The sequence below is a fragment of the Phormidium sp. FACHB-1136 genome, assembly GCF_014697375.1.
Classification (GTDB): Bacteria; Cyanobacteriota; Cyanobacteriia; order Phormidesmidales; family Phormidesmidaceae; genus Nodosilinea.
Map to the genome: position 1 here is coordinate 1 of NZ_JACJRS010000114.1, position 16495 is coordinate 16495.

The 16495-nt window shown below is 58.2% G+C and carries 13 protein-coding genes; 5 read left to right on the forward strand and 8 right to left on the reverse strand.

What is annotated here, in order from left to right; genetic code table 11:
* Window positions 1–224 precede the first annotated feature (224 nt).
* Window positions 225–3479, forward strand: a complete 3255-nt coding sequence (locus H6G62_RS22830) for a glycoside hydrolase family 15 protein (RefSeq protein WP_190499481.1) — start codon at window positions 225–227, stop codon at window positions 3477–3479.
* Between the two features lie 56 nt (window positions 3480–3535).
* Here the strand turns inward: H6G62_RS22830 and H6G62_RS22835 are convergent, their stop codons facing one another.
* Window positions 3536–4279 carry a response regulator gene (locus H6G62_RS22835; RefSeq protein WP_190499482.1) on the reverse strand — a complete coding sequence of 248 codons (744 nt, stop codon included), beginning with the start codon at window positions 4277–4279 and terminating at the stop codon, window positions 3536–3538.
* A gap of 392 nt (window positions 4280–4671) precedes the next feature.
* Between H6G62_RS22835 and H6G62_RS22840 the strand changes: the two genes are divergently transcribed.
* Together H6G62_RS22840 and H6G62_RS22845 are read left to right on the forward strand one after the other, a co-directional pair.
* Window positions 4672–5085, forward strand: coding sequence for a response regulator transcription factor (locus tag H6G62_RS22840; protein ID WP_190499484.1), 414 nt, complete (start codon window positions 4672–4674; stop codon window positions 5083–5085).
* Window positions 5086–5235: 150 nt separating this feature from the next.
* Window positions 5236–5532: a hypothetical protein gene (locus H6G62_RS22845; protein WP_190499486.1), complete on the forward strand. Its 297-nt coding sequence runs from the start codon at window positions 5236–5238 to the stop codon at window positions 5530–5532.
* A 44-nt stretch (window positions 5533–5576) separates the two neighbouring features.
* Here H6G62_RS22845 and nagA read toward each other — a convergent pair whose 3' ends face one another.
* Both nagA and wecB read right to left on the reverse strand, forming a co-directional pair.
* Window positions 5577–6722, reverse strand: a complete 1146-nt coding sequence (gene nagA, locus H6G62_RS22850) for an N-acetylglucosamine-6-phosphate deacetylase (RefSeq protein ID WP_190499489.1) — start codon at window positions 6720–6722, stop codon at window positions 5577–5579.
* A 72-nt stretch (window positions 6723–6794) separates the two neighbouring features.
* Window positions 6795–7928 carry a UDP-N-acetylglucosamine 2-epimerase (non-hydrolyzing) gene (gene wecB / locus H6G62_RS22855; RefSeq protein ID WP_190499491.1) on the reverse strand — a complete coding sequence of 378 codons (1134 nt, stop codon included), beginning with the start codon at window positions 7926–7928 and terminating at the stop codon, window positions 6795–6797.
* A 157-nt stretch (window positions 7929–8085) separates the two neighbouring features.
* Between wecB and H6G62_RS22860 the strand changes: the two genes are divergently transcribed.
* Window positions 8086–8562 carry a CRR6 family NdhI maturation factor gene (locus H6G62_RS22860; RefSeq protein WP_190499493.1) on the forward strand — a complete coding sequence of 159 codons (477 nt, stop codon included), beginning with the start codon at window positions 8086–8088 and terminating at the stop codon, window positions 8560–8562.
* Window positions 8563–8785: 223 nt separating this feature from the next.
* Here the strand turns inward: H6G62_RS22860 and ilvA are convergent, their stop codons facing one another.
* Window positions 8786–10297, reverse strand: coding sequence for a threonine ammonia-lyase, biosynthetic (gene ilvA, locus H6G62_RS22865; RefSeq protein ID WP_190499495.1), 1512 nt, complete (start codon window positions 10295–10297; stop codon window positions 8786–8788).
* 182 nt (window positions 10298–10479) lie between these two features.
* On the opposite strand from ilvA, the gene H6G62_RS22870 reads away from it, so the two are divergent.
* Entirely contained in the window at window positions 10480–12810 is a 2331-nt protein-coding gene (locus H6G62_RS22870) for a DUF3488 and DUF4129 domain-containing transglutaminase family protein (protein ID WP_190499497.1), read from the forward strand.
* Here H6G62_RS22870 and crtL read toward each other — a convergent pair.
* From crtL to H6G62_RS22890, 4 genes are all read right to left on the reverse strand, one after another.
* Window positions 12784–14016 carry a lycopene beta cyclase gene (crtL, locus tag H6G62_RS22875; protein ID WP_190499510.1) on the reverse strand — a complete coding sequence of 411 codons (1233 nt, stop codon included), beginning with the start codon at window positions 14014–14016 and terminating at the stop codon, window positions 12784–12786. The genes H6G62_RS22870 and crtL overlap by 27 nt on opposite strands.
* 141 nt (window positions 14017–14157) lie before the next feature.
* Window positions 14158–14742 carry a DUF3611 family protein gene (locus tag H6G62_RS22880; protein ID WP_190499512.1) on the reverse strand — a complete coding sequence of 195 codons (585 nt, stop codon included), beginning with the start codon at window positions 14740–14742 and terminating at the stop codon, window positions 14158–14160.
* A 102-nt stretch (window positions 14743–14844) separates the two neighbouring features.
* Window positions 14845–15846 (reverse strand): NAD(P)/FAD-dependent oxidoreductase, encoded by a 1002-nt coding sequence (locus H6G62_RS22885; protein ID WP_190499513.1) that lies wholly within the window; start codon window positions 15844–15846, stop codon window positions 14845–14847.
* A 332-nt stretch (window positions 15847–16178) separates the two neighbouring features.
* On the reverse strand, window positions 16179–16495 hold a 317-nt coding region (locus tag H6G62_RS22890; RefSeq protein ID WP_190492465.1), incomplete at its 5' end, for a transposase.

Sequence of the window (16495 nt, forward strand, 5' to 3'; positions counted from 1 at the left end):
ATGCTGTTGAGGCTATCCATCGGTGCACCGTGTTTTACTTGCACCTGCACTCTATGCGGTGGATAGCTTTTTTCCAACCCAACCCCAAAAAACTGTCCGGAGTGTTGATAGTTAAGGTCTGATTAAAGGCGGGCTGGGCTTTAGCATAGTGGTGGGTCTGGCTTTGTCCTGGGCCGTTGGATTGACAATCTCTCAACCCGTCTCTCACCCCGTTGTGCGTTCCTATGTCTTTAGTACGTCTCCAAGCGCAGTTAGACCGTTACTACCAGCAGGTCAAGACGGTGATTTTGTCGCGGCAGCATCCGGTCAGCGGCCTCATGCCCGCCAGTACGGCAGTGAACAGCCACGGCAACTACACGGATGCCTGGGTGCGGGATAACGTCTACAGCATTTTGGCGGTGTGGGGGCTGGCCCTGGCCTATCGGCAACTGGACGACGACCAGGGCCGCACGGTGGAGCTAGAGCAGAGCGTCATCAAGCTGATGCGCGGGCTGCTGGTGGCGATGCTGCGGCAGGCTCCCAAGGTGGAGCGGTTTAAGGAACGCCAAGATCCCCTGGAAGCCCTGCACGCCAAGTACGATACCGCCAGCGGAAACCCCGTGGTGGGCGATGACGAGTGGGGCCATTTGCAGATTGACGCCACCTCGGTCTTTTTGCTGATGCTGGCTCAAATGACGGCCTCCGGGTTGCAGATCGTCTACACCCTAGACGAGGTTAACTTTGTGCAAAACCTGGTCTACTACATTGGCCGCGCCTACCGCACGCCGGACTACGGCATTTGGGAGCGGGGCAACAAAATCAACCACGGTAAACCAGAACTGAACGCCAGTTCTGTGGGTATGGCCAAGGCGGCGCTGGAGGCGATGCGGGGTATTAACCTGTTTGGGATGCGCGGTGGTCAGGCGTCGATTGTCCATGTGCTGACGGACGAAATTGCCCGCGCCCGAATTACCCTAGAATCCCTGCTGCCGAGGGAATCGGGGTCGAAGGAAGTGGACGCCGCCCTGCTCAGCGTGATTGGCTTTCCGGCCTTTGCGGTGGAGGATGCGGATGTAGTTCGCAAAACGCGCCAAAAAATTGTCGATAAGCTGCAAGGGAACTACGGCTGTAAGCGCTTCCTGCGGGACGGTCACCAAACCGTGATTGAAGACACTACCCGCCTGCACTACGAACCAGAGGAACTACGCCAGTTCGAGCATATTGAATGCGAGTGGCCGCTGTTTTTCACCTACCTGTGGCTGGATAGTCTGTTTGCGGGCGACCAGGCGCAAATCACCTTTTACCAAGAACGACTGGCGGCGCTGGAAATCCACCGGGACGGGGTAGGCCTGTTGCCAGAGCTCTACTATGTGCCGGAGAGCAAGCTGAACCTGGAGCGCGACAAACCCGGTAGCCAAATCCGCGAACCCAACGATAATCTACCCCTGGTGTGGGCACAGAGTCTCTATATCTTGGGGCAATTGGTGTGGGATGGGCTGTTGAAGCCGGGGGATCTGGATCCCCTAGGACGCCACCTGAAGGTGGGCGAACAGCGCTTTCCCCTGGTGCAGATTGCCCTGCTGGCGGAGGATAAGGCCCTCCAGGAGGAACTGAGCACCTGTGGTCTGCCCACCCAAACCCTAGAGGAAATCGACCCGGTTCAAGTCTTCCCGGCGGTGGAACTATCGGCCATCTATGCCGAAATTGGCAAAAACGAGACCCTGGGTATCAGCGGGCGTCCGGTGCGGCGGTTGAGAAGCCTGACGACCTCTCGCGTGTTTCGTATCCAGGGTCAGCCAGCGGTGTTTCTGCCGTCGTTTTTGGATCAGCAGCGGTTTTATCTAACGCTGGACTATCACTTTTTGGTGGCCCAAATTCGTAGCGAACTGGCCTACATCTACGACCACTGGCGCGAACCCGGTCGCCCTACGGTGACGCTGCTGCTCACCCATGCCATGTTTCAACTGGGCCACAAGCCCATTCATCAATCGCCCCTGCTAGCCCTGATGCAAGAACTCAGCACCGGACGCTGTGACCATGTGCCTGTGCGGCTTGGCCCCCTGCACCAGTTGATGATGACCGCCAGCCAAGAACGGGTGGATAATGTCAACAACTACCAGTTGGGCAGCGGTGCCGTGGGCTACAGCCCTCTTTGGACGGGCTATCTGGACTTCGAGCCGGGACGGGATGGCCCGCTGTCGCTGCTGGAGGAATTTGACCTAGAGCAGGAAACCGACCTAGAACGGCTCTTAACCCAACTGCGGGAATCTAGCAACGTCTATGCCCAGGTGGAGCTGCTCAGCACCCTTAAGCACCTGAAGGGACTGGGCTTTGATACCGGACTAGGTGGCCCCAATCGGGCGGTGACGGTGGAAAACCTGCTGGACGAAATCTACGCCAAGGCCAGCCAGCTCGAACAGTGGGACATTCTGCGGCGGGCGGCGGGCTTGCTGGAAAAAGCCGACATCACCCTCTCGGACGCGGTGACGGAACTGCTGGTGCGCCAAAAGCAAATTTCGGTGGGCAAATCCTACAGCGAAGATTCGCTGATTACCGATCCCATGGCCCACGGGGAAATCGTCGAAAAAATCCGCACCTTCTGCGGCGACGATGTGCGCGACCACGTCCTCACCCAGGAAGTGCTGATCGACCTGAGTATTCTAATGAAGGCCGAACCGACTCTATTTGATGGCTTACTAACCTTGCGAGTGGGCTACCTATTGTTGTTGTTGACCAGCGAGCTAGCCCGCGAACGCGACCTGCCCCAAGACGAAGCCTACGGCCAACTCCTCGCCCTCAGCCCCCACGATCTCAAAAAACGCCTGCGTCAAGTTCTGGCCGGGTTCAGCGGCCTCAACCAGTCCATCTTCCAGCGGGAATCCCTTCACGTTAAGCCCCATAGCGCCATCAACTGGCAGGTCATCCCCGACCAGCTCGAAGAAATTCCTGAAACCGAAGCCCCCACCCCCCAAGACTGGTGGCGAATGCGCGTCATCGATGGCGAAATTGCCCGCATTCCCCCGGAGTTCTACCGCCAGGTGTGGGAGGTGCTGCGCCACTCCAAGGGCATCGTCATCGGCAACAAGCTAGACCGCAAAAACCGCCTCGACAGCGCCCACATTCTTTCCGAAATGACCCCCGGCGAACAAAACTTCGAGCGCTGCATCACCCACCTGCTCAGCAAAATCCAAGCGCCGGAGTATCGCCACGTCAACCTCGAAGCCCTGCGGGAAATGGGGGAAATCTTCAAGGTCAACCCCGACCTGTACTTTGAGGACTACATTTACCTCGACGTGCTGATCGGCCACGCCGTCCGCCTCGGCTGGCTCGATCAACAACCCGAACGCTTCGCCAACTACGAATCCGACAAAGCCCAGGCGTGGCAGTCCTTCTACCAACTGCCCCCAGCCCAATGCGCCACCTACATCGCCATGGCCCTCCAGTTCCTCACCGTCCTCGGCGAAGAGGAGTCCGAACCCGATCCGGAACCCGTCGCCTAGCCCCAAGGGAAGAAGCGACTCTAGCCCCTGCCCCTACCGAAAAGGGATGGCGGGGGCTAGGATAGGCCGGAAGCGGCTAGGTTGGCATGGCGACCATGGCCGTTGGTTTCGGCGGTGAGGCGTTCCACGTTGAACCGATAGCCGACGTTGCGCACGGTTTGGATGATGTTGGGCTGACGCGGATCGGCCTCGATTTTCTTGCGTAGGGACAGAATGTGGGTATCGACGGTGCGAGGGTTGTCGATGGCATCGGGCCAGGCTCGGCGCAGCAGGTCGGTGCGGCTGAGGGGGGAACCGGAGGCTTGGGTAAGCACGTAGAGCAGGCTAAATTCCTGGGGGGTGAGGTCGATATATTCGCCGCGAAAGTGAACCCGACGCTGCACTAGATCGATATTCAGATCGCCATAGGTGAGAGAGGCGGGGGCATTCATCAGACGAATGCGGCGGGTGAGCGCCTCCACCCGCGCCAAAAATTCTTGCATCCCAAAGGGCTTGGTGAGATAGTCATCGGCCCCAGCCCGCAGCCCCGCCACAATGTCCGCCTCGGTGGTACAGGCCGAGAGAATCATAATCAACGGCTGACCATGGCTATGGAGCCAGCGGCACAGTTCCAACCCATCCCCATTGGGCAGTTGCGAATCTAGGATGACTAAATTGGGCTGCTTGGCCTGAAAAAGATCGCGGGTTCGCACCATATCGGCTGACTGAAACACCTTGTAGCCAGCTTGCTGAAGGTGCCAACCCAAAAGCGAACGCAAATGGGGGTTGCCCTCAATGACGTGAACGGATACAGAGCCCACAGAGATTAGAAATAGACGGCAAATTTTATCAGCCAAACATATCAAAGCCCGTCGGCCTTTTTTGTAGCTAGGGTTACCCCAAGCAAGGCAACGACCGAGGGAGGATCGTCCCCGATGGCGGGGGAGAGAAACCCGGTGGGATCGGCCCATGGGGCAAGACCGTCATCGGGTCACCATCGCTGGCCACCCCTCCCCAATCCGTCTGGTTAGCCCCGACCACCGGACAGATCCATCCCAGGAATGTTACCAATCGGTTTATAGACCCTAAAAAAAGTGGAAGATCAGCGGAATTAAAACTGGGCTAATTCCTCTTAAAATTGTGAATTAAGGCCAAAACAGTCGCAATACACCCTAAATGAAGCCCTTATCTCCCCGGTACTATGGGAGTAGCTATGGTCTTTCCAAACATGATCCCGACTCGCGACGGCTATATTCTCGTTCTAGCTCCAGATCATCAGGAAATTCGCAACATCCAAGCCATTCAGGCCGACCTGCCCTATCCGATGGTGGTGGCTCGATCTGCGGAGCAAGCGATGACCCAATTAGGCCAGGGACAGCCTTGCCTGGTGATTTTAGTGGATCACAATGGCCCATCGTGGCCGCAGACCTTGGTGCGCCATTTACGCCAAACCTTAGCCGCCACAGAGATGACCATTGTGGCCCTCACCGATTCTGCGAGCCCCCAGTGGAACCACACCGAAGACACGCCAGAACTTGATGGCTTCCTGGTCAAACCGCTGAGCTTGGATATCGTCAAATCGCTCGTGGAGTCGGCCCATGCCCGACAAACTTGGCGCGGAATCTAAGCCTCCAACCCAGGGCTGCTTCAGCGGGGTAGCATAAATGGTTAAAAAAATTTTTATTTCGACGGGTATTTTAACGGTTTAAACATGGAAGAAATTAGCCATCAGTCGGAAGAACTGGGTATGCTCTGAAGAGGTCAAGGGGGCCTTTCCATGCTGCCAAAAGTCCTAGAAGAACGTCGCATCCAAATTTTTAAGTTTTGGTTTGGGGGATCCTTGCAAGATGGCGCTCATTACCACAATGAGCTGTATTATCGAGCGCTGACGGTGGAGAGCGCCAAACGCACCCGCTTGTACCACCTCGCCTGCAAACTCAGTGAGCAGGGCGGTGCCGTCGTGGTGTCCCTGGATAATGACCAGTGCAGCCTATGGATTAGCCTGCGCGACCAAGCCCTAGCCCACAAAACCATGGATGGCCGCATTGCGGGTCTGCCGCGTCCGTCGATTTAGCCCCCCTTTAGGTCGCCTGGGGGAATCCGTTGCGGGAATCCGTTTCAGAGCATCGAACACCATTGTCCCTGGTCGATGATGCCCTGCACCGTCCAACCCTGGGGATCAAACACCGTAACGTTGGCATAGTATCCCGGCGCGAGACGGCCCAGGTCTCGATCAACCCCAATGGCGCGGGCAGGGTAGAGGCTGGCCATGCGGAGCGCTTCCGCCAGGGGGAGGCCCACCCGCTCCACACAGAGGCGCACTGCTTCCATTAGGGTCAAGGCCGAACCGCCTAGGGTGCCCTCCGCCGACACACATTTGCCGTCACGATAAAACACCTCCTGGCCACCGATGATGAAGGACGCCATCGTAGTGCCCACCGGGGGCGTGGCATCGGAAACCAGCAGCAGGTGATCCCCCTTGAGGCGATGGGCTAACTGCACCGAGTCGAGGTGGACATGGTGGCCATCCACGATAATTCCGGCGTAGACCTCTGGACGGCTAAACGCAGCCCCCACCAAACCGGGCGACCGTCCTAACCAAGGCGACATGGCATTAAACAAGTGGGTGACCATGCCCACGCCCGCATCAAACCCCGCCATCGCCGCCTCAAAGGTGGCATCGGAATGGCCCGCCGACACCCGAATTCCGGCCTCCACCAAGCGACGAATCTGATCCGCTGGCACCTGTTCCGGGGCCAGGGTCACAATCCGCACCCGTTCTGGGCCAGCCTGGGCCAGCTTGGCGATCATGGCCCCATCGGCAGGGCGCACGTAGTGACCATCGTGGATGCCCCGCCGTTTGGGGTTGAGGTAGGGGCCTTCTAAATGCAGGCCGAGTACCTGGGTGGGGTGGTCGCGCCGATAGGTCTCCATCAGCGCCATGGCCTGATCCATCGCCTGATCGGAGGTGGTAATCAGGGTGGGCAGAAAGCTGGTGGTGCCGCTGCGCAGATTGGTGCGATGCAGGGTGTCCAGGGTGCTCGCCGTGATGGCATCGTTAAACATCACCCCGCCACAGCCGTTCAGTTGCAAATCAATAAACCCCGGAGCCGCCACTCCGCCCTGGCCCGATTGTTGGGGCATATCCGAGGGCAGTTGTGCTGCGGGTACGAGGTCAAGAATCTTCGGCCCATCTATGATCAGGGCGTGATCCTGAAGGGTGCGAGTGCCCGTATACAGGGTGCAGTGGGTCAGCGCATACATCGCGATGGATTCCGTGTTCCGTCGTTTTCCTTAACCAAGCCGTGATGGTAACCAAGCCGTGATAGGGGGGCGTCACCCTTCAGCCACCACCCCTCCGCCTAGGTAGGTTTTGACCGTGGCGAGAATGCGCTCGGAGGCGTGGCCATCGCCGAAGGGATTGACGGCCTGGGCCATGGCCTCGTAGGCGGCGGAGTCGGTCAACAATTCCAGGGCATGGTGGCGGATGGCCTCCCGGTCGGTGCCAATTAACCGGGCAGTGCCCGCCTCCACCGCTTCGGGTCGTTCGGTGGTGTCGCGTAGGACGAGGACGGGTTTGCCCAATCCGGGGGCTTCCTCCTGCAAGCCGCCGGAGTCGGTCAGCAGCAGGTAACAGCGTTGCATCGCCCCCACCAGAGCCCGGTAGTCCAGGGGTTCGGTCAAAAACACGCGGGGATGATCCCCCAGGGCGGCGGTGAGGGGTTCTCGCACCAGGGGATTGCGGTGCAGAGGCAATAGCAGGGCCGTATCAGGCTGGGCTTCTAGGATATCTAGGAACCCGGCGGCAATGTCGCCTATCGGTTGGCCCCAGTTTTCTCGACGGTGGACGGTGGCCAAAATCACCCGATGGCGATCCCAGTCCAGCCCGTCGATGGGGCAATCGGGGTTTTGGGCGGCAACGGCAAGCAGAGCATCAATCACCGTGTTGCCCGTGTGGTGAATTTCTCCGACCACGCTCGACGCCTTCAGGTGTTCTACGGCCTTGGTGGTGGGGGCAAAATGCAGGGTGGTGATCTGAGAAATCAGCCGTCGGTTGGCCTCTTCGGGGTAGGGGCTATAGATATTGTCGGTGCGAAGTCCGGCCTCTACATGGCCCACCGGAATTTTGTGGTAAAAAGCGGCCAGGGCAGCCGCAAAGGCCGTGGTGGTGTCTCCCTGCACCATCACCAAGTCGGGCGGTCGGGTTTGGAAATGGGCCTCTAGCCCCTGCAAACTACGGCAGGTAATGTCGGTGAGGGTTTGCTGGGGCTGCATGATGGCCAGATCGGCATCGGCCCGCAGGTCAAACAAGGCCATCACCTGATCCACCATTTCCCGGTGTTGCCCGGTTAGCACCACCTGGGTTTCAAACTCGGCATCCTGCTGAAAAGCTCGGATCACCGGGGCCAGCTTAATTGCCTCTGGCCGCGTTCCCAGAATAATGCACACCCGCCGGGGAGAATCTGCCATCGCCATGTCCATTCGCCATCTAACCCTTCGACATTAAAACCTGACATCAAACCTGACATCAAACCTGACATCAAAACCGATACCCATCATGGCACGCCCTTTCCCCCCTGCCACCCCCCTGCCACAATAGAGGCTGTCCCGTTTCGCCCGATTCCCCATGGCCCACACCATCACCCTCCGCGATCACCACCTGCAAACCCTCGATCTCAGCCCTGCCACGGCGGTGATTGAACCCCTACTGGTCCGCGAAAAGGGCATCACCGAGGCGACAGGACTACGGTTTGATATTGACGTTTCCCGCGACCCCACCGACCCTAGGGAACTTTCGGAGTTGCCGGAGGTACGACTGTGGTTTATTCGGCTGGATAGCCAATACCCCTGGTTGCCCCTCGTGCTGGACTGGGAAGCCGGAGAACTGGGCCGCTATGCCGCCATGCTGGTGCCGCACCAGTTCAGCCCCACCGATGGCATTCGCTACAACCCCGAAGCCCTGGAAATTTTTGTGATGCAAAAGATTTTTGTCATTGCCGCATGGCTCAAACAGCAAGGCCGATTCAACTCCACCAAGCTCAAATTTATGACCCAAATGCTGGGCTACGACATCGACGACGGCCTGTTTAATCTGCTCCAATAACCGACTTTTCCCTACATCTTAACCCGTCAAGGCTATATCATTGCCCGTGTGAACTGGGGGTCAGTAGGCAGGATTTGGTGTTATGGCGAGTCCTTGCCAGGTGAGGAAAAGCTTGCAGAGAAACCTCTCCTGGCAACAAAGGGCTTAAGCCCCTTATCGGCATCGCACTAGCCTGGGAACCTTGACCTTTCTTGTTGAATTTCAACCCTTCTAAGTACAGCCATTATCCCAAAAACAGCTTATAGGCAGGGTTTTGGTTTTCGTCCCAGTATTGATAGCCGAGGTTATCGAGAAATTCTTGCCACTGAGTCATTTCGTCCGGGGGTACCTGAATTCCGGTGACGATGCGGCCATAGTCTGATCCATTGTTGCGGTAGTGAAATAGGCTAATGTTCCAATCGGGGCTCATGGAGCTGACGAATTTCATTAGGGCACCGGGCCGTTCGGGGAATTCAAACCGATAAATTAACTCATTGTGGGCCAGGGGAGATTTGCCGCCGACCATGTGGCGCAGGTGCATTTTAGTCAGTTCATCATCGGTGAGATCCAGGGTTTTTAAGCCCTTAGATTCAAACACCTGGATCATCTTTTCGGCATCGGCGCGGCCTTGAACTTCCAAACCCACAAAAATATGGGCTTCGTGGTTGTCGGCAATGCGGTAGTTAAATTCCGTGAGGTTGCGGGTGCCCAGGCATTCGCAGAAGGCTTTTAGGCTCCCTGGCGTTTCGGGGATGGTGACGGCAAAAATGGCCTCCCGCTGTTCGCCAATTTCCGCCCGTTCTGCCACAAACCGCAGCCGGTCGAAGTTCATATTGGCCCCACAGGCCACGGCGATCAGGGTTTGATCGGTGATGCCCTCCCGTGCCACGTAGGCCTTGGCTCCGGCGATGGCCAAGGCTCCGGCGGGTTCCAAAATCGAGCGGGTGTCTTCAAATACGTCCTTAATGGCGGCACAGGTGTCGTCGGTGCTAACCAGGATGATGTCATCTACGTACTGCTGGCAGAGGCGGAAGGTTTCTTCGCCCACCTGGCGCACCGCCACCCCATCGGCAAACAGGCCCACCTGGCTGAGGCGCACCCGCTCCCCGGCCTTGAGGGATTGATCCATGGCGTCGGCCTCGATGGGTTCGACGCCAATGATTTTGATCTCCGGTCGCAACCGCTTGACGTAGGCGGCAATGCCAGAAATCAAACCGCCGCCGCCAATGGCCACAAAAATTGCGTGGATGGGCTGGGGATGCTGGCGCAGAATTTCCATCCCGATGGTGCCCTGGCCAGCGATCACGTCGGGGTCGTCAAAGGGATGGACAAAGGCAAGGCCCTTTTCCTCGGACAATTGGCGGGCGTGGGCGTAGGCATCGTCGTAGGTTTCGCCGTAGAGCACCACCTCACCGCCGCGAGCCTTCACCGCGTTCACCTTCACCATCGGCGTGGTGGTGGGCATCACAATAATGGCGCGGGTGCCCAACTGCTTCGCCCCCAGCGCCACCCCCTGGGCATGGTTCCCCGCCGAAGAGGCGATCACCCCCTGGGCCAACTGCTCTGGCGACAGGTGCGCCATTTTGTTGTAGGCTCCCCGCAGCTTGAAGGAAAACACCGACTGCATATCCTCCCGCTTCAGCAGCAGCCGATTGTGCAACCGGGCCGACAGGTTGGGGGCCAAGTCTAGGGGCGTTTCCTGGGCCACGTCATAGACGCGGGCGGTGAGGATGCGTTCGAGGTAGTCGGTGGCCATGGTGGGGAGAGGGAGAGTCGGGAATCGCGAACCGGGAATCTCTCATTTTAGGACGTTAGGGGGCGTCCATGCCCATGGGTGCAAAGGCGGCAGAGCCGCAGGGCAGGGCCACCCCAGTGGCGAGTCTGCCTATCCCCATGCCCCTAGGCTAGGATGAAGGCGTTGCCTATGCCTAATGTCCTATGGTTCCTGCCCAGTGGTTTGACAAGAGTCGCCTTGCCCTGCCAACGGATCCTGCCGAGGTGGAGGATTCGGTTCTGCTGCGAGCGCTGGTGCAAGGTTTGGTGACGGTGGGCATTGCTTCGGTGGCCGTGGCGGCGGTGGGAGTAGCGCAAACCTCCCTATGGAACCTGGCGGCGATTCCCCTCAGTGGAGTGGGCGCTTGGGTGAGCTGGCAGCGGCGGCGCAAGCGCAATATTGCCATGAAGTTCGCCATTGCCCTAGGCATGTTGATTGCCCTGGCAGCCTTTTTTTCAAGGATTATCCAGGAGCCGGGGGATACCCGCATTATCCTGGCGGAGTTGTTGATTCAGCTCCAGGTGTTGCACAGCTTTGACCTACCCCGCCGCAAGGATTTGGGCTACTCGATGATGATTGGCCTGATTTTGCTGGCGGTGGCGGCCACCATCAGCCAAACCTTCTCCTTCGCGCCGATGCTGCTGTTGTTTTTAGCCCTGGCGATGCCCGTGCTGGCGCTGGACTATCAGTCTCGGTTGGGGTTGACGTCTGTGCCCTGGCGACAGATGCGGCTGGGGCCAACGCTGCGGCAATTTCTGGTGCTGATGGGCGTTACCGTAGCCCTAGGGCTGGTGATCTTTATCTTCCTGCCACGCCTACCGGGGTATCAAATTCAAAACTTCCCAGTCAGCTCCACCATTGATATTGACGAGGGGTTTGATGGCCAAGCCATCATCAATCCGGGCTATATCAACGACGCTGACGGGGATGGTCAAGGGGAGGAAGGCTTTGGCGAAGGGGGTAGCGGCACCATCGAGGGTCGGGGGGCGTCCACCGGGCCAGGAACGGTGGACAACACCTTCTACTACGGCTTTAATCAAACCATGAACCAAAACCTGCGCGGCACCATGACCCCCCAGGTGGTGCTGCGGGTACGGTCCCAGGCTCCGGGCTTTTGGCGGGTGTTGGCCTTTGATCGCTACACGGGCCAGGGTTGGGAAATCTCCCGCAACGAGGAAGTGCAAACCCTGACCCGATCTCGCTTTGCCAACAAAACCCTGCTTCCCATCGAACCCACCCTCAACCGCGACCGAGAGGTGGTGCAGACCTATACCGTGGTGAACAACCTGCCCAACCTGATTCCCGCCCTAGCCCAGGCGCGGGAACTGTACTTCCCCACCCGCGAGGTCGCCATTGATCGGGAGGGGAGCCTGCGCTCACCCGTTGGCCTGGAAGAGGGCATTACCTATACCGTGGTCTCGCGGGTGCCCTTTCGGGATCGTACCCTGCTGCGCGAAGCCCCAACGGAATACCCCGCCGAAGTTCGCCAGCACTACCTGCAAGTGCCAGAGGCAATCCGCGACCGGGTTCGCCAACGCACCGAGGAACTCCTGTCCACCTCCCCCACGCCCCTGACGGATCCCTACGAACAAGCCCTCTACCTGGCCCAAACCCTCAAACAGCGCTACACCATCCAGCCCGATCTGCCCTTTTTCACCGACGATCAGGACTTAGTCGAAGCCTTTTTGTTCATTACCCAGGGTGGCTACCCCGACCATTTTTCGACCGTGCTGACGGTGATGCTGCGATCCATCGGCATTCCGGCCCGCCTAGTCGCTGGGTTTGGGGAAGGCCAGTTCAACCCCTTCACCGGGTTCTATGTGGTTCAAAATGTGGATGCCTACGCCCTCACCGAGGTCTACTTTCCCCAGTACGGCTGGTTCGGCTTCGACCCCATCCCCGGCCATGAACTACTGCCCCCCAACCTGCGAGAGTATGAAACCTTTAGCACGCTGCGCCAGGTCTGGAACTGGGTGGCGGGCTGGCTTCCCTCCCCCGTGCTGGGCTGGCTAGAGGGCCTGCGGCAACTAGCCACCGCTGCGCTGATCTTTGTCTTACGCACCCTAGGCGTGCTGTTTCGCCTGGGCTGGGTGGGAATTGTGCTGGGTCTGGCGGGGGCAACGGCCTTAGCCTTTGCGGGCTGGCTAGCTTGGAGTTGGCTGAGCCTAGGCTGGCGACGGTGGCAACTACGACAACTGCCCCCCACCGAACGCATCTACCAACACATGCTGACCTGGTTTGAGGAACAGGGCCACCCCAGACGCCCCAGCGAAACCCCTCTGGAATACAGCCAACGCCTCTATCAACAAACCCACGCCACCCAGGCCCAAGCCGCCGGAGAAATTGCCCACGCCTACGTGCGCTGGCGCTATGGCGGAGAAGATCAAAATACCGTCTATTTAGCCGAAAAACTCAAGCTCATCCGCAGCCAGCCCAGCCAAGGGCGTCCCCGCTGGCGATTTCGACGCCTACAGCGTAATCGTTCGCTGGAGTAGGGATCCGTGGCGGGTGACGGAGGTCATCAGCCCCCAGCGCACATCGTTGGGCGCTTGCCCAAAGAGCCCAATCATCGACTGCACCACCTGGGGTAGGGTAAGGCCATCGGCCAAAAATCCGGCCCAGTCCTTGGTGTCAAGCTGGAAGAAGGTTCCAAAGAAGTGGTTGATTTGGGTGGGGCTAAAGTCCATCAGGTTTTCCAACCCGAAAAGGTAGAGGTAGTGCTTGCGGAGGCGATCCTGGGGCCACAGGGCATCCCAGGATCGCTGGGCAACCTGGGGCGTGGTGAGGTTGGCTTGGTTCAGAGCATCCACAATGGCATTGGCCAGCATTGGCCCCCGCCGCAGCAGCGCCCCAAACAAATAACCGGAGGCCGGATGCACCATACTAGCCGCACCACCAAAGCCCACCACGGGTTGATTTAGGTCGGGCAGGGGCAGGTTCATCGGGAACAGGCAGCGCTCCTCGTGATGGATTTCCGAGACCTCCACCCCCCGGTGGCGCAACCGCTGATGGAGCCGATGCTTGAGGGTGTCCATGGAAATGGCCGGGTGCTGGGCCAGGGACGTTTCCTCCACAAAGTAGCAGCCGTCCCCCAGATCCATGGCGTAGAGAAAGGTGGGCGGGCCTTGCTGCTGATCTAGAGACGACAGATGGTCATCTCGGAAGTCCATAAAAACCATGTGATCCGCCTCGATGGGCGGCTGGGAAAAGCGTCCCACAATCCCATAGGCCGCCTGGTAGGCCACATCGGCCTTAGCCTTGCGCTGCACTAAGACAGGCTGATGTCCCGTCGCATCCACCACCAACCGAGCCGAGAGGGTATCCCCCGCCTGGGTGATGACCTCGGATCCTTGGGCTGTAGTGTGGCATTGGGCCACCGCTCCCTTCAGCCACTGAACGCCGTGCCGTTCCGCCGTGGTGAGCCAGTGGGTCTGCACACGCTGGCGATCAATCAAACCATACTCCCGTTGGAGAGGCAGCGTCCGCCCCCGCACCTGCACCACACAGTTTGTCCAGCGGTGGGAGAGCCATTCGGTGTGGCCCAGGGCCTCTAGCTCATCCACCCAAATGCCGTAGGTATTCGGCAGAGGATCCGCCGGATCGGTGAGGGATAAGCCCTGTACAGAAAGTCCTCGCTGCCCCAATTCCGCCGCCAGCGACAACCCAGCGGGGCCAGCCCCAAGCACCAACACATCCATCATTGCAGCGGCCCTGTCCTCACAACCTGCGCCCCTATCTTACCGATTTCTGACCTTCAATTCTGCCCTCAACCCAGCCTAGGATAACGGATACATCGCCAGATCCCGTAGGATGCCTTCGCCAAGCAAGGCTCCAACGAGGGGTTAGGCCCGGTTGACGGTTCGCAGCAGCCAAAGAGTCGCCGAGAGGGAAACAAAGTGGGCCAGCAGGGTGTTGGTATTGGCCTGGACGATAAAAATATCGAAGGCTTCTACATATTGATTGATGTTGCCAGGGATGAAAACCGTGCTGCCCTGGGGTTGCAGCAGCGCCTTCCCCAACAGCGACCCAATCAATGCTTGGCCACCAAATAGGGTCAGCAGCATTCCCACCATGCTGATCAAAATGCCGATGCGCAGGAGTTGGACGGCATCTTTGGGGCTAGGGCGTTTGCTGGCATCGCGGCTGCGTAGACGACGCCCCAGCAGAACATAGCGAAAGGCCCAATAAATGCTGAAGTAAACAGCGATTAAGCCAAACAGTGCCAATAAAACGCCGACCCCAGTGCCCGCATTGGCCCCACCCGCCGCTGTACGCGCCCCAATGCTAACCAGGGCAAACAGCAGCACCAGGCTAGACACCACCGCCAGCACCACCTGAATCCAAAAGCTGATCCAACCCGTGAGCCGAAAGGCCGTGGCGATGCGGCGCACCGCCGGAGGAAGGGAGTAGTCAAGTTCGCTATTCATAGCTGTCAATTTTAGCCTAGCGCCGCCCCAAGGAAGACTGGGCTGAGACGTGATCCCAGATCAGCCGGGAAGGAGTCAAGCAGGGGTGGGGCAAACGATGTCCTAAGCCGACAGATGAGCGATCTGCTCCTCCCACTTGCGCGGTGGGCTGGCCCGACGGATGTTGCGCCAAATTTGGGTGGCGGCGAGGGTGCCATCGGCGATGGCAATGGAGACTTGGTTCAAGCCCTGCTTCAGGTCGCCTAGGGCGAAAATGCGTTCGTGGCTGGTTTGGGCCATGGTGTTGGTGATGAGGTTTTCACCGTCCCACTCTAGGCCCGCAATGTCTTTGAGATAGTGGTTGTGGTAGATCGACCCCATGCTGACTAGCCCCGTGGTGGCTTCGACCAGGGTGCCATCGGCCAGTTCCACGCCGCTGAGCTGGTGTTTGTGGCCGTGGAAGCGCACAATGGGCGACTCGTAGAGAGGATAGCCATGATCCGCCAGCTTTTGCTTCATCCCGTCGCTGACCTCAAACAGGCCGTGGGTGAGGACGGAAATGTAGGGCGTAAACCAGTTCAACACAAAGGCGGCGTTAATTTGGCCCTCCGATCCGGCAATCAGCACCGACTTTTGATCGCGCATGTCGTGGCCATCGCAAATCATACAGACGTGGAGGGTGTACCCGGCAAAATCGTAGACGTTTTGCATGTCGTCTAGCTTGGGCAACACGTCGATCACCCCAGAGGCGGCAATCAAATACCGGGTGCGAAAGACGGGGTAGAGGCTATCTTTTTTGCCCACTTTTACCTTCACAGCCAGGGTGTCGCCTTCGTCGGTGACGGCTTCTACATAGCCCCGCAGATAGTCCGCCCCCCATTCCACCGCCTGCTTGGCCCCATGGCTAAGGATGTCGCGACCGGGGGTGGTGGGGTCAAAGCCGATGAAATTGCGCAAATCCTGCATCCACACCGAGCGCCCCTTGCCCTTCTCCACCACCAGGCAAGTAAGGCCATAGCGGGCCAGATAGATAGCGGCGGAAAGCCCCCCCATACCACCCCCGACCACAATGGCGTCGTAGACCTGATCAAGGCGAGTATCAAGGTTCTTGCTGGAAAGTTTCATGGCTGCTGGAAAGGGAGTTCTCCATTGTTATCATACCTAGCTCCCAGGGCATTCAGCCTTCGATATAAGGTCGAGACTTGCCGTGATTGACATCCTCTGCGTCCTGTAGGCTGAGGAACCTCCCTGGCTACCCATCATCCACGGACTCCTGGTGGTGCTGATGGGTATAGCCTGATTTTGCGAGATCTTGAACGGAGTTGCAAGACTTACAAGGGCTGACTCAAGGGCTCAATGGCCGATTCATCCCTTGAGTCAGCAACGTAGGTATGACTCACCGTGGTCTCCATGACAACTTGGTTACCTATTAACCATCTTCATAAGCTGATATGCATTTAAATTGCATTGATTGTGTTTCCTTTGTTTTTGATCTTGCGATCCCAGTTGATGACAAGCTGCCCTTCGTTCAACAGGTTATGAACAAGCGCTTCTAGATCCTCAATCGACTCAAATAGACGATTGGCAATGAATTCCTTTGCAGAGTGCCAAACTAACTCGATTAAATTATAGTCCGGACTGTAGGGTGGCAGAAATTCTAAAACAATGTTGGGCATCTCCTTCGCTATCTTCTCTAGAATCTCTGCCTTTTTATGAATACTTGCATTGTCTAAAATGATAAGAATCTTAGGGCCATCCTGCTCAAAGTCTTCAA